We start from the raw sequence: 20555 nt of genomic DNA, 5'->3' as shown, positions 1-20555 counted from the left end.
TACTGCCCGGTTCGACGGTCGGCCAGTCTAGGTAGTGACAACCTCGGGCCCCGTTGCGGTTGCCCGGACGGGGTGCCGGAGAGGGCTGCCCGGAACGGCGCCCGGCACGACGGAGGGGGCCTCCCGGCCGATGCCGGCAGGCCCCCTCACGCGGTGCTCTAACGCCCCTGGAGCTTGGCGGCGAGAGCGCGGATCGAGCCGAGCTCGGCGTACAGGCGGGCACCGGGGCACTCCGTTGCGAAGCCGTCCCGGTGGCCCGCGATCGTCCGCATCGTGACGCGTGCGCCCTTGCGGTACTTGCCGCCCCCGGAGACGAGCGTGGTGCTGCTGTTGGGGTCGACGCCGTACAGACCGAGCTTCCAGGCCGTCAGCTTGGCGACGCCGTCCGTGGCCGCCTTCGACGGATTCGTCCCCCCGTACGAGCCGAGGACGGCGATGCCCATGGTGTTGCTGTTGAAGCCGTAGGTGTGCGCGCCCATCACGGGCTTGGTGACGCCGCCCGCGCGACCCTCGTAGATCTGCCCGCACTTGTCGACGAAGAAGTTGTAGCCGACGTCGCGCCAGCCCAGGCTGACCGTGTGGTACCGGTAGATGCCCCGGATCACCGACTCCGCCTCCGAGCAGGCGTAGCCGTTGCTGCCACCGGTGTGGTGGACGAAGGCGGCCTTCACGGTGTCCGTGTAGAGGAAGCCGCCCTCGCGCAGGCTCTCGTCGGCACCCCACCCGTGCCGGGTGACGATGCCGGGGCGCGGCCCGACGTAGGGGTCCTTCTGCCCCTCGGTGATGCCTTCGGCGGTCACCGGGAAGACGCCGTCGTGGGCGGCGACGACGTCGGCGACGGCCTGCTCCCGGGTGCGCGAGGGGATCAGTTCGGCACCGAGGTCGGCCAGCTGGGAGTTGACGGCGCTGGCCGCCGCGGCGGCGGCGGACAGTTCCGGCGGGGCGGTGAGGGCGGACGTCCGGGCGCCCGTCGCACCCGGAGCGCCCGTGTCCGCGCGGTACGCGGCGGGGGCCCCGTGCGCGGCGGATCCGCCGAGGGACCGCACGGCCGCGGGGCCCGGCCCACTGCCGGTGTCCGGCCCGGCGGCGGCGCCGGGCACGGCGGCCGGCGCGTCGGCCGGGGCGTCCGGGGCGTCCGGGGCGTCCGGCTCCGGGGGCAGGTAGCCGCCGGGCCGACCGCCGGCGTCGTGCGGCGCGGAGCCGGGGTCGACCATCTCCAGCCGCAGGCCCGCCGGCAGCACGGGCGTCTGCGCGCCGGGCTCCGGCAGGACCCGGACCGCGACGCCGTCCGAGGCGCCGACCCACAGCGGCGCGGTGCTACCGCGCACCGTCTCGGCGCGCGCCTCGGCGGTCGCCGGGTCGGGGGCCTCGTCCGTGTGGGCGGACAGCTCCTGCCAGTCGGACCACGCGCCGGTCCGGGCGTCGCGGGTCCGCACCTGGACCCGGCCGTGCAGTTCCTGCTCGGCGTCCTCCCAGGCGACGCCGAGCAGGGAGAAGGGCTCGACCTCGCGGGAGGTGAGCTCGGCGAGGGCGCCGGCCGCCCGGTCGGAGGAGGTCGCGGGAAGGTGGTCCAGCGGCAGCGAGCGGTTCCCGGCCGGTCGGGCGGCGCTCTCGTGCGGCGCCGGTCGGTCCGCCAGGGGGGCGGACACAGCGGCATCGGCTGGTGCGGACGGCGGTACGGTCGCGGCCACGACGTGGGACGGAGCGAGGGGGACGAGGAGTGCGGCCGAGCAGACCACTCCGATCGAGGACGTCACATGTGCACGCATGGTCATGATGCTGTTCATAACCCGTTACGTCTGTCTATTCGACATTTGACGACCGTTTGGCCTGATATGCCGTCAACATCCCTCGCACGGCTGACCCGCTGACGACACGCCAGGACGGGCGGGCCGTACCCTGGCGCGCATGAACGCCACCGACCGAACCCCCGCCGACCTGCTGAGATCCGCGCTCGCCGGGGACGCGGCCCGCCCCCTGGTGACCTTCTACGACGACGCGACGGGTGAGCGCGTCGAACTCTCCGTGGCCACCTTCGCCAATTGGGTGGCCAAAACGGCCAATCTCCTCCAGGACGAACTGTCCGTCGAGCCCGGCGACCGGGTCGCCCTTCTGCTGCCCGCGCACTGGCAGACGGCCGTGTGGGTGCTGGCCTGCTCCTCGGTCGGCGTCGTCGCCGCCCCGCAGGGCGACCCGGCGGCGGCCGACGTCGTCGTCGCGGGGCCGGACGCCCTGGAGCCGGCGCGCGCCTGCACCGGCCCCCGGATCGCGATGGCCCTGCGCCCGCTCGGCGCCCGCTTCCCGCAGCCGCCCGAGGGCTTCGCCGACTACGCCGTCGAGGTGCCCGGCCAGGGCGACCACTTCTCCCCCTACGTGCCCCCCGGCCCCGACGACGTCGCCCTCGCGCTCGGCGGGGAGGACGGGAAGGGCGGGGAGGAGCTGACGGGCGCGCAGGTCGTAGAGCGAGCCCGCAGGGACGCCGGCGCCCTCGGACTCGCGCCCGGGGCACGCCTGCTGTCGGGGCTGGGCTACGACGACTGGCGCGGCCTCTCGCACGGCCTGCTGGCCCCGCTGGCCGCCGGCGCCTCCGTCGTCCTGTGCCGGCACCTCGACCGGCTGGACGCGTCGGACCTGGCCGCCCGCGAGGTCAGCGAACGGGTCACCCACACGGAGGCATAGCCGCCGACCCCGGGTCGCGAAGCCCCGGCCCGGGCTTCACGATGGGTGGAGGAACTGTCCGCGACCGCCCGGACCAGGCGGCAGACGCCACGCACCGTCGCGTACGGCCGGGGCCGCGCGTACAACCTCGCGGGGTTGCCGGATGTCTGCTTGGGCAGCCGGTTCCGTACATACGTACGGGACGGGCAAGCCGCCACAAGCGAGGGATGGACGCCGTGACCAACGCCGATGCCGAAGGCACCCCGGGGCCGGACCCCAAGGGGGGAACGGACCGCGACGGGGAGCGGGCGGAGGGGACGTCCAAGTCGCCCGACGCCCCGTCCCACCGCCGCTGGCTGCGCTGGGCGGCCGTCGGCGCCGCGATCCTCGTCCTGGCCGCCACCGGCGTCGGCGCCTCGCTCTACCTGCGGTTCGACAACAACATCACCACGGACACCGGCACGGCCGAGATCCTGGAGCGCTACGAGGAGGAGCGGCCGGAGCCGGAGTCGCACGAGGCGAAGAACATCCTCATCATCGGCTCCGACAGCCGGGGCGGCGGCAACGGGAAGTACGGGGAGGACAGCGGCACGGCCCGCTCGGACACGGCGATCCTGCTCCACCTGGCCGCCGACCGGGAGAGCGCGACGGCCGTCTCCCTGCCCCGCGACCTCATGGTGACGATCCCCGGCTGCGTCGGCCGGGACGGCGAGAGGGAGGAGGAGCAGTTCGCCCAGTTCAACTGGGCCTACCAGTTCGGCGGCGCCTCCTGCACGATCCGTACCGTCGAGGAGCTGACGGACATCCGCGTCGACCACCACATGGTCGTCGACTTCCAGGGCTTCAAGGAGATCGTGAACGCCGTCGGCGGCGTGGAGGTCTGCCTGGCCGAGCCCGTCGTCGACCGGGACGCCAAGCTGGATCTCCCGGCCGGGCGGCAGACCCTCAAGGGGGAGGACGCCCTCGGCTACGTGCGGGCTCGGTACGCGCTGGGCAACGGCAGTGACACGCAGCGCATGACCCGGCAGCAGGAGTTCCTGGCCTCGCTGTTCCAGGAGGTGCGCAGCAACGGCGTCCTGATGAACCCGGCGAAGCTGCTGCCCGTCCTGGACTCCGCCACCTCCTCGATCACCGCGGACGAGGGGCTGAACTCGCTCACCGAACTGTACGACCTCGTCCGCAGCGTGCGGGACCTGCCGGAGGAGGGCGTCGCCTTCCTCACCGTCCCGCGTCAGCCCTACAGCCAGAACCCCAACCGCGACGAGCTCGTCCAGCCCGACGCCGGCCGCCTCTTCGCCATGCTGCGCGAGGACCGCCCGGTCGACGTCTCGAACGACCCGAAGCCGGCGGAGGCCCGACCGGACGAGGCGGTCGAGGACGGGCCGGGCGAGGACGGGCGCGGCGAGCCCTCCCCGTCGCCGACGTACGAGGGCTCCACGGCCGAGGAGGACAGCTGTGGCTGACGCCACGGAACCCCACCCTCCTCTTGACCGTCTTTGACCCGGGGTGCCGGATTCACCCCCCACGCAATTCGCCACCGGCATGGCTGGGCGCTGAACAGGGCGGATAGTGTGAGCGCTCAACTGACCGCCCGACACCGGAGCGCTCCGAGGGGAGAAGCGCGACCCGGGCAACGGAGGACTCACGCGACGTGGACGCGCAAGGCCGTGGGCACGCGGAGGACATCGACCCCGCGGACCAGTGGGTGTTCAACCCCCGGACGAACAGCTACGAGCTGCGCCTGACGTCGGGCGACGCCGCTCCCCACGCGGGCGGGGCGCCGACGCCGCCGTCCCCCCGCTCCGCCGACGGGCCCGCGGGAGCGTCCGGCCCGGCCTCCGACGGCTCCACGCGCAGCCCGGCGGCGAAGCCGGACGGGCCCGCACGCCCCGGCGAGGACGACCGGCGCGTACCGGGCCAGCGCTCGCGCCGCGTCCCGGGCAGCCCGGGCGACAACGGACCGCGCAGCCGCCGCAAGCCCCGGCCCAAGCAGTCGGCCAAGAAGCGGGTCGTGCGCTGGGGCGGCGGTGTCGCGGCGCTGCTGGTGCTCTCCGGCTGCACCACGGCCTACCTGATCTACCAGGACTGGAACAACAACATCGACAAGGTGGACGTCGGCATCGACAACCCGGCCACCACCGACGGTCCGGTGAACATCCTGGTCCTGGGGACCGACTCCCGCACCGGTGAGGGCAACGGCTCCTACGGCGACGCGGACAGTGTCGGCCACGCGGACACCACGCTCCTGCTGCACGTGTCGGAGGACCGCTCGAACGCGACGGCCCTGAGCATCCCCCGTGACATGATCACCGACATCCCCGACTGCCCGACCAAGCAGCCCGACGGCACCGAGAAGACGATCCCGGGCGAGACGAACGTCCGCTTCAACGAGAGCCTGGGCCAGCACGGCCGCGACCCGGGCTGCACCTGGCGGACCGTCGAGCAGCTGACCGGCGTGAAGATCAACCACTTCATGATGGCCGACTTCAACGCCGTCAAGGAGCTGTCCACCGCGGTCGGCGGCGTCGAGGTCTGCGTCGCCAAGGACATCGACGACCCCAAGTCGCACCTGAAGCTGAGCGCGGGCACCCACCGGGTGGAGGGCGAGCAGGCCCTCGCCTTCGTCCGCACCCGCAACAGTGTCGGCTTCGGCAGCGACCTCAGCCGCATCGAGCTCCAGCAGCAGTTCCTCGGCTCGATGTTCCGGCAGATGAAGTCGCGCGACACCCTGACCGACCCGGGCAAGGTCCTCGACCTCGCCGACGCCGCCACCAACGCGCTCACCGTCGACGAGGGCATCGGCTCGGTGAAGAAGCTCGCCGACCTGGCCCGCGACCTGGCCCGGGTCAACCCCGAGAACATCACCTTCACCACTGTGCCGGTGCTGGACAACCCGGCGGAGGAGGTCAAGGCGACCGTCGTGCTCGACGAGGCCAAGGCCCGTCCGCTCTTCCGGATGATCAAGGAAGACAAGTCGCTGACCGGGACGGCGAAGAAGGACGACGACAAGCCCAAGGCCGAGCCCGTCGAGAAGGTGCCCGCCGCGCAGGTCCGGGTGGACGTGCTCAACGGCGGCGGACCGATCGGCGCCGCGCAGCAGACCGTGACGTGGCTGCAGAACCAGCAGGCCGTCCCGCTGTCCACGAACGCGGGCAACGCGGACGCCGAGCAGCCGAAGACGACGCTGACCTTCGGCTCCGACCAGGCCGGGCAGGCCGCCACGCTGGCCGAGATGATGGGCCTGCCGAAGTCCGCCCTGAAGAAGCAGTCCGAGCCGGCCGGGGAGGGCGTCCCGATGCGGCTGGTCCTCGGGGAGGACTACGTCGCCGCCGGGACGCCGCTGGAGGCGCCCGACAAGGCGCCGGAGGGCGTGCAGAAGATCAACGGCGCGGACGAGGACGTCTGCGCGAAGTGAGCCGTGGCCGGACCGACGAGGGGGAGATCCGGTGCCACCGATCGAGAAGGACGCCACGCCCCGCGCGCGGCCGTCCACAGCTGACGGCGCGGGGGTCGCTCCGCTACCCCGGCCGCGTGGCCCGGTCCGCCCCGGCGGGGACGGCTCCGGCGGGGACGGTTCCGGCGGCCCGGCGGGCGGAGCCGGGCCCGGGGGCGCCGTCGGACTGGCCCTGCGCTGGTCGGCGGTCGTGCTGTCGGTGCTCGTCCTCGCCACGGCCGGGGTGGGCTACCTCTGGTACGACGGGCTGAACGACAACCTCCGCAAGGAGGCGCTGCACCTGGGCGAGAACAAGCTCGACAGCAGCAAACCGAACGCCGCCGGTCAGACGCCGCTGAACATCCTGCTGCTCGGCTCCGACAGCCGGAACTCCGACGAGAACGTCCGGCTCGGCGGGTCCCACGCCGACCGTGGCCGACCGCCGCTGGCCGACGTGCAGATGCTGGTGCACCTGTCCGCCGACCGCAGCAACATGTCGGTGCTGTCCATACCGCGCGACACCCGGGTGGAGATCCCCCGGTGCACGGACCCGGCGGACGGCGCCGTGTACCAGGCGCGCGTCGACAAGATCAACGCCAGTCTCCAGAACGGCGGCCCCGGCTGCACCGTCGCCACCTGGGAGAACCTGACCGGCATCCCCGTCGACCACTTCATGATGGTGGACTTCGCCGGCGTGGTGTCCATCGCGGACGCCGTGGGCGGGGTCCCGGTGTGCGTCGACGCGAACGTCCACGACCGGCGCTCCGGGCTGCGCCTTGAGAAGGGCGAGACGACCGTACGCGGCGAGCAGGCCCTCCAGTGGCTGCGCACCCGGCACGGCTTCGAGGACGGCAGCGACATCGGCCGCGCGAAGGCGCAGCACCTGTACATGTCGTCGATGGTCCGGCAGCTGAAGGGCGGCACGAAGCTCACCGACGTCGGAAAGCTGCGGAGGCTGGCCGAGGAGGCCACCGACGCGCTCACCGTCGACCACGGCCTGGAGACCGTCGACAAGCTGTACGGCCTGGCCGACGAGTTGAAGAAGGTCCCAGCCCGGCGCATCACGCTCGCCACGATGCCCTGGGTGTACTCCCCCGGCGGCAGCTACGTGCTGCCGAAGGAGGGGGACGCGGCGCGGGTGTTCTCACTCATCCGCCGCGACGTCGCGCTGGACGGCGAGGACGCCCCGGCGGACGACCGCACCGGCGACACGGGCGGGCGCGACGACGCCGACTCAGACGCCGACACCGGCGAGGAGCCCGCCGCTACGCCCTCCGGGCCGGACGGCACGCCTCCCGTGGACCCGGCCTCCGTCACCGTCCGCGTCCTCAACGGCACCGGCACCGCAGGCCGGGCGCCGGTGCGCGGTCGGGCCGGTGACGTCGCGGCGGAACTCCAGACGGCGGGCTTCACCCAGGCAGTCGCCGACGGCACACCGCGCTCGCAGTGGGACACCGTGCTGACCCACTCCCAGGCCGGGGAACGCGCCGGGGCCCTGGCCGTCGCGCGGGCCCTCGGCCTGCCGGAGAGCGCGGTGCGGCAGTCCCCGGGCGACCCGGGCCTGACGCTCACCGTCGGCGCCGACTGGCGCACCGGCCCGTCCTACCAGGCCTCGCCCGACGACCCGGACCCGTCGGCACAGCCCGAGGACGACACACCCCCGGAGGGCCTGGACGGGCTGGGCGGCGACGACTCGACCGCCTGCATGCACGTCAACCCCCTCGCCACCTGGTAGGTCAGACAGCGCCCAGGTCGCCGTCCCTGACCGCGTTGACGAACCCGGCCCAGCCTGCGGGCGAGACCCGAAGAGCGGCCCGCCGGGGGTCCTTGCTGTCGCGGACGGGCACGACGCCATGCGCCGCAGCGTGCGCAGGCGCCCACTCGACGCAGTTCCCGCCTTCGCCGCCGCTGTACGTGCTCTTGACCCACAGGGTGGTGCTACCGGGGTCCGGGGTGCTGCTCATGGAGCGTATCCCTCCGCGATCTGTCGGATAAGGGCTTGTGACTCCTCCGGGGACAGGGCCGCCGCACGCAGGCGCTCGTAGGTCGTCCGCGCACTGGCCACGGCTGTCACGGAGTCGGACACATGCCCCTTCTCCCTGGCCTCCGAGTAAAGGACGGTTGACCCGTCCTCCCCCGTCAGCAGGATAAACGGAAGAGAGGACGCCGGGGCACCTGCCCGGGAGGGCAGAACTTGCAGCGTGATGTGCGGAGTTGCCCCCTGAGCGGCCAGGTGCTCAAGCTGTCCGCGCATCGTGGCCGGGCCGCCGACCGCAGTGCGAAGCGTCGCTTCGTGGAGGATGACCCCCAGGAGCGGCGGCGCCTTCCGGTCCATCACTTCTCGCCGTCGCAGACGGGCCTCAACCCGCATCTTGATCTGGTCGTCGGACTCACGGGGGTGGGTGGCCCGGAAAGTGCCTTCCGCGTATTACGGGGTCTGCAACATGCCCATGATGAAGGCGTTGCTGTAGTCCTCGACCTTGGCAGCGCTCTTCTCCAGCTCGACGTACGGGATGAACCATTCGGGGTGACCCTGCTTGCTGAGCTTGTTCCGCAGACGGACGTACACGCCCGGAGTACCGGCCACGCGGTCCATGGCTTCCGCGAAGGCTTCAGAGGCGAGCACGGTCCCGTTCTCCACCTTGCTGACCTGCGCCTGTTGGTAGTGCAGCCGCTCGGCGAACCTCTCCTGAGACAGCCCCAAGGATTCCCGTAGCGCCCTCACCTCCTGCCCGAAGTACGCGGCACCACTCGGGGGCTCCTGCGCCTCCTCGGCTTCGTTCATGTGTTCAACTCCCGCGTATTCCAGCTTTGTTGGAATGCTTTCGCCCCTGTTGAGCGTACGTCCCGAAAGTGATGGTGGGAGTACACAACGTAAGTATCCGCCCCATCAACAGGGACGAACGAGACGGCGCACGGAGTGGCGAGCATGACGACGGCAGCAAGGGGTCGGCAGACGGCAACCGACAAGTTCGAGGGCAACGAGGCATTCTGCGGCGCCCTGGAAGACGCACGTGCCGCCCTTGGGGCGGGACGGTGACGGAACGACCTCACGTCTCCGGCATGGAGCACGACGACACCGAGACGGCCGCCGACGACGCAGTCCCCACCCTGGTGGAACTGAACGAGCGGCGAGAAGCCCTGAACGCGCGGATCACGGATCACTTCAACCTGTTGAAGGGGCAGCGATGCGAGAGGTGTACGGGGTGCGCCGGTTCACCGTGGAGGCGGACGTGGAGCCCGACGCGGAGCCGTCCACGGTGGTGATGCAGTGCGCCGTGTGCGGGAAGTCCGGCCCGGCCGTGGAACTGCCCCGGCCGTGCGCGCCCGCTTCGCGGGAGGCCGCACGGCGGTCGGCGGCGGGGTGGGTGCGGGAGCACCGGAAGACGAACCGGGAGCACTTCACCTACCGCCTGGTGGAGACCCACCCCTACCGGCTGGTTCCCGGGGGTTGGCTGTGACGACGGTCCACGACGGCTACTGGTGCGAGACGGTGGCCCGAAGCCCGGGGGCCGAGGGGGAATGGATACTCGGCGGCTACCGGGCCGGCACGCCACGTCTGGCGCTGCGGTGGCTCCGGAACCAGGCCCGCCGCCTGTCCGACGCCCTGGATCCGCTTCCCGACCGTGGCCCGTTCCCGCCGGGCAGTCTCCGGCCCGTCGGGCCCCACCGACCGAACCCGGGGCGGATCTTCCGGGAGTGGCTGGCCGATCTCCGCTTCCAGGAGGTGCAGTTGGCAGCCCTGGCGAACGGTCGGCACATCAGCGTCAACGCCGGGGGCCCCGGTCCGCGTATGGGGGTGGTGTGACGCGGATGTCTTCTACTCGCTGTCCTGTCGACCGATCACACTCGACCTCCTGACCGACCGAACAAAGGAGGACCCCCAGCACTTGCACCCCTGACAGACTCCCGCCCCCACTGGGAATGAACCACGCACCTCCCACGCCACGCCCCCGGTAGGGACGGGTCAAGCTTCCCGCTCCGCAAGAGCGGGAAGAAAAGCACTCCCAGCACCGAAAAGAAGGGCAAGAAATGCACACAGCAACGCTCGAAGACCAGGCCGGACCAAGTCTGGCTTTGGATCGCCCGGAAAGCCGGTTCGCGCTCGACCGGGGAACCGCAGCGGCGCTTCCCGATCTGACCGACCACACGGGCCCTGCCCCGCTGGCCTTCCGGTTCCTCACGGCGGTCACGGAGTCGGGCGGCGTCCTACCGTGCGACATCGAGTACGACGAGGAGACGCAGACCGGCACGTACGAGGGACTTCCGCCGGGTGTCTTCATGACGAAGAACCCACCGAAGACCTACGGGCCGACCCAGCCGTCAGGACAGATGGACGCACCCGACGACCCGGGACCGAGTGACGACTGATGACCGATGCCGGAACAGTCCTCGTACTGGCAGGCCGTTTTGATCCGACGGCGGACCTGGTGATCGAGGAGCTGAACCGGCGTGCCGTGCCCCTGTTCCGGGTCGACATGGCAGAGTTTCCGCTGAGGCTGGCGCTGTCCGCCGGCCTCAGCGGGGACGGCTGGCACGGCACGCTCAGTACAAGCCGCCGGACGCTGGACTTGGCGGCGGTTCGCTCCGTCTACTACCGCAGGCCCACCCGCCCGCGCTTCCCAGAGGGCATGTCGTCAGCAGCCCGCAAGGTGGCCGAGCGGGAGGCGCGCCTGGGCTTTGGAGGCCTACTCGCTGCCCTCCCGTGCCGATGGCTCCCCCCGCCCGGCAAGGCCGCAGACGCCGAGTACAAACCTCTTCAGCTTCGCATCGCCGCCGAATCGGGACTGAGCGTGCCGCGAACGCTCATCACCAACCAGCCCAGCGCGGCAGAGCGCTTCTCGGAAGCAGTGGTGGGCGCTGTGATCTACAAGCCCTTCTCACACGTCCGGGGCGTCGTCAACGATCACTCCGCGGCCGTCTACACCAGCATCGTCAATCCCGAAGACCTCTGTCGTAGTGATATCTCCACAACGGCCCATCTCTTTCAAGAATGGGTTCCCAAGGCGTACGAAGTGAGGCTGACAGCAGTTGCGGGCAGAATCTTCGCAGCTGAGATTCACGCTGACTCCGATGCGGGTCACATTGACTGGAGAAGAGACTACGAGAGTCACAGCTATGCGGTATGCGATCCCCCGGCGTCGGTAACGGCTGGTGTTCTGCAGATGCTGCAACGACTGGAGTTACCTTACGGGGCCTTCGACTTCGTCGTCACACCCGATGGCGACTGGCATTTTCTGGAAGTGAACCCCAGCGGCCAGTTCGGGTTCGTGGAACAAGCAACCGGATTGCCCATTACGGCCGCCATCGCTGACTACCTGGAAGGAAAAGGGTGGTGACTCAACCCGTTGAGGAGAACCCTCAGCACATCGAAGCCCGCGTACGTCTGGTCCGGAGGATGGATCAAGGGGGTGTCGTTCTCCCCTCCAGCCTGGCGGAAGCCTTCCTGAACACGCCCCGCCATCCCTTCGTGCCCGTCTTCTACCGCAGGGAGGCTGACACGTTCGTTCCGTGGCGCAGCACGAACGGCGATGCCTCCGCATGGCTGTCCCAGGTGTACGCGGATGACTCGCTCATCACCGAAGTAGACGGCCTGCATGCCGAAGACGCCGGGCCAGGCGCTGTCACGGGTGCCCCCACGTCGTCTTCGACGGCACCCAGCCTCATGGCCGACATGCTTGACGCCCTCGACGTGCGAGAGGGCACGCGTGTCCTGGAAGTGGGAACCGGTACCGGATACAACGCGGCGTTGCTCTGCTACCTGGCAGGGGCGGAGAACGTCACCACGGTGGACCGCTCCGCTGGTCTGACGAGCACGGCGCGGAGCCGGCTCAACGCCCTGGGGCTGCGCCCGCACATTGCCTTCGGGGACGGGCAGAAGGGGCTTCCCGCACGTGCCCCCTTCGACAGAATCATCGCCACCTGTTCCGTGCGCCGCGTTCCACCTGCCTGGTTCGACCAGTGCGCCACGGGCGGACTCATGGTCGTGCCGCTCAAGGGAACCCTGGCGGGGGGCATGCTGGCCCGGCTCAAGAAGTTGCCCGACGGCACCGCCGCCGGTCACATCCTGCACACACCTGCGGCCTTCATGCCGCTCCTCTCTGGGGAACAGTCACCATCGGGGGCTCCGGAACCAGCAAGCCGGGAGAAACGGGGATCGACGCTTTCCGCCGGCGTGCTGGACGACTGGACGTTCTCCTTCTTCGCCCAGCTCCACATGGACCCGTGCACGGTCCGGGAGTTCTGCCGAGAGAAGGACGGCACGCACGTCACGACGTTGTTCGACGGTCGGGACGGCTCCTTTGCCCGCGTGGCCGACACACCGGACGGACCCGGCGCACAGGTCCAGGTGTCAGGCCCCCGAGATCTCTGGGCGCCCGTCGAGAGAGCCCACGAGACGTGGCTGGCCCTCAACCGGCCCCGGCGTGAATGGTTCACCATCACCGCCGGTCCGGACGGTCAGACCGTCGCGTACACCGATCCCGGCTCCGCGGTGCACCGCTGGGCGCTGTAGCCCCAGACGAACGGCCCCCGGCGCGGCGCCGGGGGCAGTTCGTCTGGGCGCGTCACGGGCCGGACGCCCCGAACCGGTGCTGGCCTGTGAGAACCGCCTTACGGCAGGTTGCGGGCCATGACGATCCGCTGCACCTGATTCGTACCCTCATAAATCTGGGTGATCTTCGCGTCGCGCATCATGCGCTCCAGCGGGTAGTCACGGGTGTAGCCGTAGCCGCCGAGGAGCTGGACGGCGTCGGTGGTGATCTCCATGGCGGCGTCCGAGGCGTAGCACTTGGCCGCGGCGCCGTAGAAGGTGAGGTCCTCGCCCTTGCCGTCGGCTCCGAGCGCGACACGCTCGGAGCGGGCGGCGGCGGCGTAGGTGAGCTGACGCGCGGCCTCCAGCTTCATCGCCATGTCGGCCAGCATGAACTGCACGCCCTGGAAGTCGCCTATCGGCTTGCCGAACTGCTTGCGCTCCTGCACGTAGCCCTTGGCGTAGTCCAGGGCGCCCTGGGCGACGCCGAGGGCCTGCGCGGCGATGGTGATGCGGGTGTGGTCGAGCGTCGCCATCGCGGTGGCGAAGCCGGTGCCCTCGGCGCCGATCATGCGGTCGGCGGGGATGCGGACGTTGTCGAGGTAGACCTCGCGCGTCGGGGAGCCCTTGATGCCGAGCTTCTTCTCGGGGGCGCCGAAGGACACGCCCTCGTCGCCCTTCTCCACGACGAAGGCGGAGATCCCGCCGCGCGTCTTCTTCTCCGGGTCGGTGACGGCCATCACCGTGTAGTAGTCGGAGACGCCGGCGTTGGTGATCCAGCGCTTGACGCCGTTGAGGACGTAGTGGTCGCCGTCCCGCACGGCGCGGGTCTTCATGCCGCCGGCGTCGGAGCCCGCGTCGGGCTCGCTGAGGCAGTAGGAGAACATCGCGTCGCCCTTGGCGAGCGGGCCGAGGTACTTCTTCTTCAGGTCCTCGGAGCCGGAGAGGATCACCGGCAGGGAGCCCAGCTTGTTGACGGCCGGGATCAGCGAGGAGGAGCAGCACACGCGGGCCACTTCCTCGATGACGATGCAGGTCGCCAGCGCGTCGGCGCCGGCGCCGCCGTAGGACTCGGGGACGTGCACGGCGTGCAGGTCGTTCGCGACGAGGGCGTCGAGCGCTTCCTGCGGGAAGCGGGCCTCCTCGTCCACCGCCGTGGCGAAGGGGGCGATCTTCGCCTCGGCGAGCGAGCGCACCGAGTCGCGGAGCATGTCGTGCTCTTCGGACGGCCGGTACAGGTCGAAATCAGCGGCTCCCGCCACGGTGGCTCACTCCCCTGGAGATGCGTTGCTAACTACCGTTAAGTAACCCAATTCTAAGGGGCTCGGGGCCCGGAGGTACAGGTGAGCTTGCCGACAGTGACGCGCTCGGCCCGGCTATGCTCGGGCGGGTTCCGTCCACACCCTCAGGAGTACCCGCATGGCCCCCAGGATCACCGTGATCGGCACCGGATACCTCGGTGCCACGCACGCCGCCGCCATGGCCCACCTCGGGTTCGAGGTGCTGGGCCTCGACGTGGTGCCCGAGAAGATCGAGATGCTGTCCCGGGGCCGGGCCTCGATCTACGAGCCGGGGCTGGACGAGCTGCTGGCGCGCCACGTGCAGGGCGTCGAGGGGTCCTCCGGACGGCTGCGCTTCACCACCTCCTACGAGGAGGTGGCGGAGTTCGGCGACATCCACTTCGTCTGCGTGAACACGCCGCAGCGGCACGGCGAGTACGCCTGTGACATGAGCTACGTCGACGGGGTGATCGAGACGCTGGCGCCGCTGCTGACGCGGCCCGCGCTCGTCGTCGGCAAGTCGACGGTGCCGGTGGGCAGCGCGGACCGGCTGGCCGCGCGCCTCGCCGAGCTGGCGCCCGTGGGGGCGGAGGCCGAGCTGGCCTGGAACCCGGAGTTCCTGCGGGAGGGCTTCGCCGTCCAGGACACGCTGCACCCCGACCGGATCGTCGCGGGGCTGCGCTCGGAGCGGTCCGAGCACCTGCTGCGGACGGTCTACGCGCAGCCCATCGGTGAGGGCTCGCCCTTCGTCGTGACCGACTTCGCGACGGCCGAGCTGGTGAAGACGGCGGCGAACTCCTTCCTGGCGACCAAGATCTCCTTCATCAACGCCATGGCCGAGGTGTGCGAGGCGGCCGACGGCGACGTGGTGAAGCTGGCGGAGGCCATCGGGCACGACGAGCGCATCGGCTCGAAGTTCCTGCGGGCGGGGATCGGCTTCGGCGGCGGCTGTCTGCCCAAGGACATCCGCGCCTTCATGGCCCGCGCCGGCGAGCTGGGCGCCTCGCAGGCGCTGACGTTCCTGCGCGAGGTCGACTCCATCAACATGCGCCGGCGCGGCCACATGGTCGAGCTGACGCGGAACGCCGTCGGCGGGACGCTGCTCGGCAAGCGCGTCGCGGTGCTGGGCGCGACGTTCAAGCCGGACTCCGACGACGTCCGGGACTCCCCCGCGCTCAACGTGGCCGGGCAGCTGCACCTCCAGGGCGCGCAGGTCACCGTCTACGACCCGAAGGGCATGGACAACGCCCGGGCCATCTTCCCCACCCTCCAGTACGCGCCCAGCGCGCTGGAGGCCGTGCGCGGGGCGGACGTCGTGCTGCACCTGACGGAGTGGCGGGAGTTCCGCGAGCTGGACCCGGAGCGGCTGGCCGAGGAGGTCGCCGAGCGGCACATCCTGGACGGCAGAAACGCGCTGGACCCGGCGGTGTGGCGCAAGGCAGGCTGGACGTTCCGGGCGCTGGGACGTCCCACCGCCTGAGGAACCACCGCCTGACGACGACCGGTCCCGCACGGACCCTCACGACGGGAGCACCCCTCGATGCCCATCGCCGCGTTCGGAGTGACCGCGCTGGACTGTCCCGACCCGCGCGCCCTCGCCGCCTTCTACGGCGCGGTGCTGGGCTGGGAGATCGCCGAGGACAGCGACGACGAGTGGGTCGAGCTCGTCGACGCCGACGGGCACAGGCAGCTGGCCTTCCAGCGGTCGGAGGGGTACCGGCCGCCGCAGTGGCCGTCCACCGAGCACCCCCAGCAGATGCACCTGGATCTCAACGTGCCCCGCGAGCGGCTGGACGAGGCCGAACGGGCGGTGCTGGAGCTGGGGGCGACGCTGCTGGAGGGGGACGGCGGCGGGCAGCGGAACTGGCGGGTCTACGCCGACCCGGTCGGACACCCCTTCTGCTTCTGCGCCTGCTGACACGCCCGCCGGGACCGCGCGGGACCGCCGGTCCGCTCAGGCGGCCCGGCGGTCCCGGCGTCCGGTGTCACTGGTCACCCTTGACCGTGACCTTCTCGTCGTCCCGCAGCTGCTGCATGAGCTGCTCCACGCGCTCCATGTCCCACTTGAGCGCGGAGGCGCCGTTCGGGGCGGTGAAGGGCCCCTCGATCGGCATGTTCATCTGGGTGCCCTCGCCGCCGCTCAGCCCCTTCATGGCCCAGAACATCGAGGCCAGGTCGAAGAGGCTCATGTCCTTGTCGACGATCAGGGAGTCCATACCCGCGCCGATGGTCGGGTAGAGCTGGAACGGGTTGAGGACGGTGGCCGGGGTGGCGCTCTCCTTGGCGAGGGCGGCCAGGAACTTCTGCTGGTTCTGGGTACGGCCGAGGTCGCCGCCCGCGACGTTGTAGCGGTTGCGGACGAAGGCGAGCGACTCGGCGCCGTCGAGCTCGTGGCAGCCCTTGGCGAAGTCGGCCCCGGAGTTCTTGTCCTTGACGGGCTCGTCGAAGCACATCTCCACGCCGCCGAGCGCGTCGACGAGGTTCGCGAAGCCGCCGAAGCCGATCTCCGCGTAGTGGTCGATGCGCAGCCCGGTGTTGTACTCCACGGTCCTGACCAGCAGCTCCGGGCCCTGGATGGAGAACGAGGCGTTGAGCTTCTGCGCCTGCGCGGGTATGCGGTTGCCGGACTCCGAGCCGGTGAACTCGGGGATCGTGACCCAGGAGTCGCGCGGGAGGCTGATGAGGCTGTTCCCGTTGTCACCGACGTGCAGGATCATCATCGAGTCGGTGCGCTTGCCCTCGGCGGAGCCGGTGCGCAGGCGGTCCTTGTCCGTCTCGCTCAGCCCCTCGCGGCTGTCGGAGCCGACGATCAGGTAGTTCGTGCCCTCGCCGGGCTCCGGCCGGTCCTCGACGGCGGAGAGGTCGACCTCGCGCCGCATCTTGGAGTCGGCCCAGAAGTACGTGCCCACGCTGATCACCAGCAGGGCGACGACGAGGGTGACCAGGCCCACCTTGATGCGGCGGCCCCAGTTCGGCCGGGGGCGCGGCGCTCCGGCCGGGCCCGCGCCGTAGCCGCCGGAGCCGGCGCCGTGGGCGGGGTCGTGGCCCGGTTCCCGGCCGTATCCGGCGTCGTGGGTGGACGGCGCACCGTAGGCGGGGGCGGTGTCGTGTCCGCCCGCCGCCTGGGACGGGACGGGGGCGCCCCGCACGGTCCGCATGACGCGGGCGCTCTCGGGTTCTGCACTGCTCGCGCCGCGGCCGTAGCGGTCGCGGTCTCCGGTCCATCCCTGGGGCCAGTCGCTCATGCGAGTGAGTGTGCCCTGTCGGCCGCCCGGGTGACACACCTGGGTACGGAACGGGGGCACGCCTGTAGCGGTATCGATGCATTCGCGGGTGGCTGCCGTCCCGCGGCGGTCCGAGGCCCGCCCGGGGGACGGACCGTAGGGTGGCGGTATGACCGATCCAGAGAGGGCCGCCGCGGAGAGCGGGCTCGCGGCGAAGCCGACCTCGGCCTCACGCACCACGCTGAGCCACATCATGACGCACAACGACACCAACCTCCTCGGCACCGTGCACGGTGGCGTGATCATGAAGCTGGTGGACGACGCGGCCGGGGCGGTGGCGGGACGTCACTCGGAGGGCCCGGCGGTGACGGCGTCGATGGACGAGATGGTCTTCCTGGAGCCGGTCCGCGTCGGTGATCTGGTGCACGTGAAGGCGCAGGTCAACTGGACCGGCCGGACCTCGATGGAGGTCGGCGTGCGGGTGCTCGCCGAGCGCTGGAACGAGTCCTCCCCCGCGACGCAGGTCGGTACGGCCTACCTCGTCTTCGCGGCGGTCGACCCGGAGGGCAAGCCCCGGCCCGTTCCGCCGGTCATGCCGGAGACCGAGCGGGACCGGCGGCGCTACCAGGAGGCGCACATCCGCCGCACCCACCGTCTCGCGCGCCGCCGCGCCATCCGCGAGCTGCGTCGGCAGCGGGAGTCGGAGGGCCTGCGCGACGAGTGACGCGGGCGGCGGGGGTCAGCCGTCGGGCATCAGCCGTCGGGGCAGACGACCTCGTCGCCGGTGACGGCGCTGTGGCCGGTGCGCCGACCGGTGCCCTCGTCCCCCTGCGGCGTGGCGGCACGCACCGGGGTGACGCCGTCGAACTCCTCGCCGAGGGTGACGCGCATCAGGGGCCCCTGGCCCTCGACGGCGCGCAGCTCGGCGCCGGGGAGAGCGGCGGCCAGGGCCCGCGCGGAGCGGTCCCAGCGGGGGTCGTAGGCGATCTCGGTCCGCTCCGCGTCCCGCTGCTCGGCGTTGCCGGGGACGCCGGTCGTGGCGAACCCGGTGTCGGCCAGTTCCCCGTCCACCCGGTGGCCGAGGCCCGCCTCCCGCGTGCCGTTGTCGACCTGGACGCGGATGTTGCGGGGCGGCACCTCCACGGGGACGGCCCGCTGCGCGGGTTCCGCCTCGGGCTTCCCCTCGGGCTTCCCCTCGGGCCCCCGCTTCGCCAGCGGACGGTCCTCGCGCAGGGCGGTGAAGAGTCTCCGCGCGGGGGCGGCGTCCCACAGGACCGTTTCTCCCAGCCCCGGCACCCGGTGGCGGGCGTTCTTGATCGGCACCGTCGTGAACTCGGAGGAGGCCGCGCTGAAGCCGCGCATCGCCTTCCCGAGGGCCAGCATCTCCTCGGTGCCGAAGTCCCGGTCCGCGCGTACCGAGCCGAGTGCGGCACCGGTCACCGCGCGGAAGCGGCCCGGGTTCATCAGCACGCCGCTGCGGGTGGCCCGGTCGATGACGGAGGCGACGAACCGCTGCTGGCGCTCCATGCGGCCGAGGTCGGCGGCGCCGTCGACGTACCGCGCGCGGACGTACTGGAGGGCCTCGCCGCCGTTCAGGACGCTCGTCCCGGCGGGCAGGTCCAGCCCGGAGTGGCTGTCCTTGAGCGGCCGGGCGGTGCAGACCGGGACGCCGTCGAGCGCGTCCACCGTCTTCATGAAGCTGGTGAAGTCCACCTCCAGGTAGTGGTGGACGTGGACGCCGGTCAGGCGTTCCACGGTCCGTACCGTCAGCTGCGGCCCGCCGTGGGTGTAGGCGGCGTTGAGCTTGACCCGCTGGGTGCCGTGCGGCGCGCCGGACGCGGGGTCGGTGTGCGGGGGGAGGGTGGTGTAGGTGTCCCGGGGCAGGCTCACCACGGAGGCCCGCTCCCGGTCCTCGGAGAGGTGCACGAGCATCATCGTGTCGGTGCAGCGGCAGGCCTCGCCCCCGAGGTGGTACTCCCGGCGCTGCTTCTCGGAGACGCTGTCCCGGTCGTCGACCCCGACGACGAGGAAGTTCAGCCCCCGGCCTCCGTCGGGCCGCTGGTCGAGGTCGCTGAAGGGGTCCACCCGGCCGATGCCGTCGGCCACGCCCGTCACGACGACGTGGCCGAAGCCGCTGACGGCGAGGACGACGCCGGCCGTGCAGGCGCTGATCCGCAGCCCCCACCGGGGTGGGCGGCGGGCGGGTCGGCGCCGGATGGGACGCGGCGTAGCGGGCACGGAAGCACCTTCGCGCAGGGGTGGGGCTGTGACACGCCCCGGAGACGCTAGCGCGCCGGGGGTGTCGCGGACGTCAGGCGCGGCGGCCGTGCGGAGGTGTTCCCCCGTTCGCGGTAACGTGACCGGGTGAATTCCGCTGCACCCGGCGGGGCGGCGCCCGCCCCGGCCGTCTCCGTGATCATGCCCGTGCTCAACGAGGAGCGGCACCTGAGGGAGTCGGTGCGGGCCATCCTCGCGCAGGACCACCCCGGTGACCTGGAGGTGGTGATCGCGCTCGGGCCCTCCACGGACCGCACCGACGAGATCGCCGCCGCGCTGGTGGCCGAGGACGCCCGGGTGCGGACCGTGCCGAACCCGACGGGCCGGACCCCGGCCGGCCTGAACGCCGCGATCAAGGCCTCCCGCCACCCCGTCGTCGTCCGGGTGGACGGGCACGGCATGCTCTCCCCCGGCTACATCGCGACGGCGGTCCGGCTGCTGGAGGAGCAGGGCGCGGCGAACGTCGGCGGCATCATGCACGCCGAGGGCGAGACGGCGTGGGAGCAGGCCGTCGCCGCCGCGATGACGTCCCGGATCGGCGTGGGGAACGCCGCCTTCCACACCGGCGGCCGGGCCGGTGAGGCCGAGACCGTCTACCTGGGTGTCTTCCGCCGCGAGGTGCTGGAGCAGCAGGGCGGGTACAACGAGGAGTTCGTCCGGGCGCAGGACTGGGAGCTGAACTACCGCATCCGGGCGGCGGGCGGGCGGATCTGGTTCTCCCCCGACCTGCTGGTGTCCTACCGGCCGCGGCCGTCGGTGCGGGCGCTGGCGAAGCAGTACCGCAACTACGGGCGCTGGCGGCACGTCGTCGCCCGGTACCACCCCGGCTCGATCAATCCGCGCTACCTGGCGCCGCCGACGGCCCTGCTCGCCGTCGTCGCCGGCACGGTGCTCGGCGCGGCCGTCACCCCGTGGGCGCTGCTGGTACCCGGCGGCTACCTGGCGGCGATCACGGCGGGCTCGCTCCCGGCGGGCCGGGGCCTGCCGTGGAAGGCCCGCGTCCGGATCCCGGTGGCGCTCGCGACGATGCACATGTCCTGGGGCTGGGGCTATCTGACGAGCCCCCGGTCGCTGGCCCGGAAGGTGATCGCCTCCCGCCGCGAGCCGGTGACCGTCGCGGGCTCCTGACGCGGACGCCCCCAAGCAGCGCC

Annotated in this window: 18 protein-coding genes and 1 pseudogene; 13 read left to right on the top strand and 6 right to left on the bottom strand. The window is 71.6% G+C overall.

Annotated features, from left to right (window positions below; all coding sequences use genetic code 11):
* Positions 1 to 158 precede the first annotated feature (158 nt).
* Positions 159 to 1775, bottom strand: coding sequence for an N-acetylmuramoyl-L-alanine amidase (locus V6D49_RS18125; protein ID WP_445330544.1), 1617 nt, complete (start codon positions 1773 to 1775; stop codon positions 159 to 161).
* A gap of 133 nt (positions 1776 to 1908) precedes the next feature.
* Between V6D49_RS18125 and V6D49_RS18120 the strand changes: the two genes are divergently transcribed.
* The 4 genes from V6D49_RS18120 to V6D49_RS18105 all read left to right on the top strand — a co-directional run bounded on the left by V6D49_RS18120 (position 1909) and on the right by V6D49_RS18105 (position 7826).
* Positions 1909 to 2679 carry a TIGR03089 family protein gene (locus tag V6D49_RS18120; RefSeq protein WP_340561077.1) on the top strand — a complete coding sequence of 257 codons (771 nt, stop codon included), beginning with the start codon at positions 1909 to 1911 and terminating at the stop codon, positions 2677 to 2679.
* Positions 2680 to 2894: 215 nt separating this feature from the next.
* The gene (locus V6D49_RS18115) at positions 2895 to 4121 is read left to right on the top strand and encodes an LCP family protein (protein ID WP_340561075.1); all 1227 of its coding nucleotides are present in this window, start codon (positions 2895 to 2897) and stop codon (positions 4119 to 4121) included.
* A gap of 188 nt (positions 4122 to 4309) precedes the next feature.
* Positions 4310 to 6073 (top strand): LCP family protein, encoded by a 1764-nt coding sequence (locus V6D49_RS18110; RefSeq protein ID WP_340561074.1) that lies wholly within the window; start codon positions 4310 to 4312, stop codon positions 6071 to 6073.
* Between the two features lie 31 nt (positions 6074 to 6104).
* Entirely contained in the window at positions 6105 to 7826 is a 1722-nt protein-coding gene (locus V6D49_RS18105; protein WP_340561073.1) for an LCP family protein, read from the top strand.
* Between the two features lies 1 nt (position 7827).
* Here V6D49_RS18105 and V6D49_RS18100 read toward each other — a convergent pair whose 3' ends face one another.
* Together V6D49_RS18100 and V6D49_RS18095 are read right to left on the bottom strand one after the other, a co-directional pair.
* Entirely contained in the window at positions 7828 to 8055 is a 228-nt protein-coding gene (locus V6D49_RS18100) for a DUF397 domain-containing protein (RefSeq protein ID WP_340561071.1), read from the bottom strand.
* Positions 8052 to 8876 (bottom strand): annotated as a pseudogene (locus V6D49_RS18095) (helix-turn-helix domain-containing protein). The gene V6D49_RS18100 and the pseudogene V6D49_RS18095 overlap by 4 nt, the downstream one beginning before the upstream one ends.
* A gap of 403 nt (positions 8877 to 9279) precedes the next feature.
* Between V6D49_RS18095 and V6D49_RS18090 the strand changes: the two are divergent.
* The 5 genes from V6D49_RS18090 (at position 9280) to V6D49_RS18070 (ending at position 12605) form a co-directional block, all read left to right on the top strand.
* Positions 9280 to 9552 carry a DUF7848 domain-containing protein gene (locus V6D49_RS18090; RefSeq protein ID WP_340561069.1) on the top strand — a complete coding sequence of 91 codons (273 nt, stop codon included), beginning with the start codon at positions 9280 to 9282 and terminating at the stop codon, positions 9550 to 9552.
* Positions 9549 to 9899: a hypothetical protein gene (locus V6D49_RS18085; protein WP_340561067.1), complete on the top strand. Its 351-nt coding sequence runs from the start codon at positions 9549 to 9551 to the stop codon at positions 9897 to 9899. The genes V6D49_RS18090 and V6D49_RS18085 overlap by 4 nt, the downstream gene beginning before the upstream one ends.
* A 224-nt stretch (positions 9900 to 10123) precedes the next feature.
* On the top strand, positions 10124 to 10462 hold the full coding sequence (locus V6D49_RS18080; RefSeq protein ID WP_340561065.1) for a hypothetical protein: 339 nt from the start codon (positions 10124 to 10126) through the stop codon (positions 10460 to 10462).
* Positions 10462 to 11430 (top strand): ATP-grasp ribosomal peptide maturase, encoded by a 969-nt coding sequence (gene tgmB / locus V6D49_RS18075; RefSeq protein ID WP_340561063.1) that lies wholly within the window; start codon positions 10462 to 10464, stop codon positions 11428 to 11430. Before V6D49_RS18080 ends, tgmB begins: the two co-directional genes overlap by 1 nt.
* Complete coding sequence (locus V6D49_RS18070; RefSeq protein ID WP_340561062.1) at positions 11427 to 12605, top strand: methyltransferase domain-containing protein; 1179 nt, start codon at positions 11427 to 11429, stop codon at positions 12603 to 12605. The genes tgmB and V6D49_RS18070 overlap by 4 nt, the downstream gene beginning before the upstream one ends.
* 98 nt (positions 12606 to 12703) lie before the next feature.
* Here the strand turns inward: V6D49_RS18070 and V6D49_RS18065 are convergent, their stop codons facing one another.
* Positions 12704 to 13885 carry an acyl-CoA dehydrogenase family protein gene (locus V6D49_RS18065; RefSeq protein ID WP_340561061.1) on the bottom strand — a complete coding sequence of 394 codons (1182 nt, stop codon included), beginning with the start codon at positions 13883 to 13885 and terminating at the stop codon, positions 12704 to 12706.
* Positions 13886 to 14042: 157 nt separating this feature from the next.
* Between V6D49_RS18065 and V6D49_RS18060 the strand changes: the two genes are divergently transcribed.
* Together V6D49_RS18060 and V6D49_RS18055 are read left to right on the top strand one after the other, a co-directional pair.
* Positions 14043 to 15383, top strand: coding sequence for a UDP-glucose dehydrogenase family protein (locus V6D49_RS18060; protein ID WP_340561059.1), 1341 nt, complete (start codon positions 14043 to 14045; stop codon positions 15381 to 15383).
* A gap of 60 nt (positions 15384 to 15443) precedes the next feature.
* Complete coding sequence (locus V6D49_RS18055; protein WP_340561057.1) at positions 15444 to 15821, top strand: VOC family protein; 378 nt, start codon at positions 15444 to 15446, stop codon at positions 15819 to 15821.
* 67 nt (positions 15822 to 15888) lie between these two features.
* Here V6D49_RS18055 and V6D49_RS18050 read toward each other — a convergent pair whose 3' ends face one another.
* The gene (locus tag V6D49_RS18050; RefSeq protein ID WP_340561055.1) at positions 15889 to 17148 is read right to left on the bottom strand and encodes an LCP family protein; all 1260 of its coding nucleotides are present in this window, start codon (positions 17146 to 17148) and stop codon (positions 15889 to 15891) included.
* Between the two features lie 148 nt (positions 17149 to 17296).
* On the opposite strand from V6D49_RS18050, the gene V6D49_RS18045 reads away from it, so the two are divergent.
* Positions 17297 to 17851, top strand: a complete 555-nt coding sequence (locus tag V6D49_RS18045; RefSeq protein ID WP_340561053.1) for an acyl-CoA thioesterase — start codon at positions 17297 to 17299, stop codon at positions 17849 to 17851.
* Between the two features lie 29 nt (positions 17852 to 17880).
* On the opposite strand, the gene V6D49_RS18040 is transcribed toward V6D49_RS18045, so the two are convergent.
* Positions 17881 to 19365: an LCP family protein gene (locus tag V6D49_RS18040; RefSeq protein WP_340561051.1), complete on the bottom strand. Its 1485-nt coding sequence runs from the start codon at positions 19363 to 19365 to the stop codon at positions 17881 to 17883.
* A gap of 126 nt (positions 19366 to 19491) precedes the next feature.
* Here V6D49_RS18040 and V6D49_RS18035 point away from each other — a divergent pair, with 126 nt between their 5' ends.
* Positions 19492 to 20532, top strand: coding sequence for a glycosyltransferase family 2 protein (locus V6D49_RS18035; RefSeq protein WP_445330543.1), 1041 nt, complete (start codon positions 19492 to 19494; stop codon positions 20530 to 20532).
* The last annotated feature ends 23 nt before the right edge of the window (positions 20533 to 20555 follow it).

The sequence above is a fragment of the Streptomyces sp. GSL17-111 genome, assembly GCF_037911585.1.
GTDB lineage: Bacteria > Actinomycetota > Actinomycetes > Streptomycetales > Streptomycetaceae > Streptomyces.
Note: the sequence above shows the minus strand (reverse complement) of the source record. Positions and strands in the feature narration are given on the sequence as shown.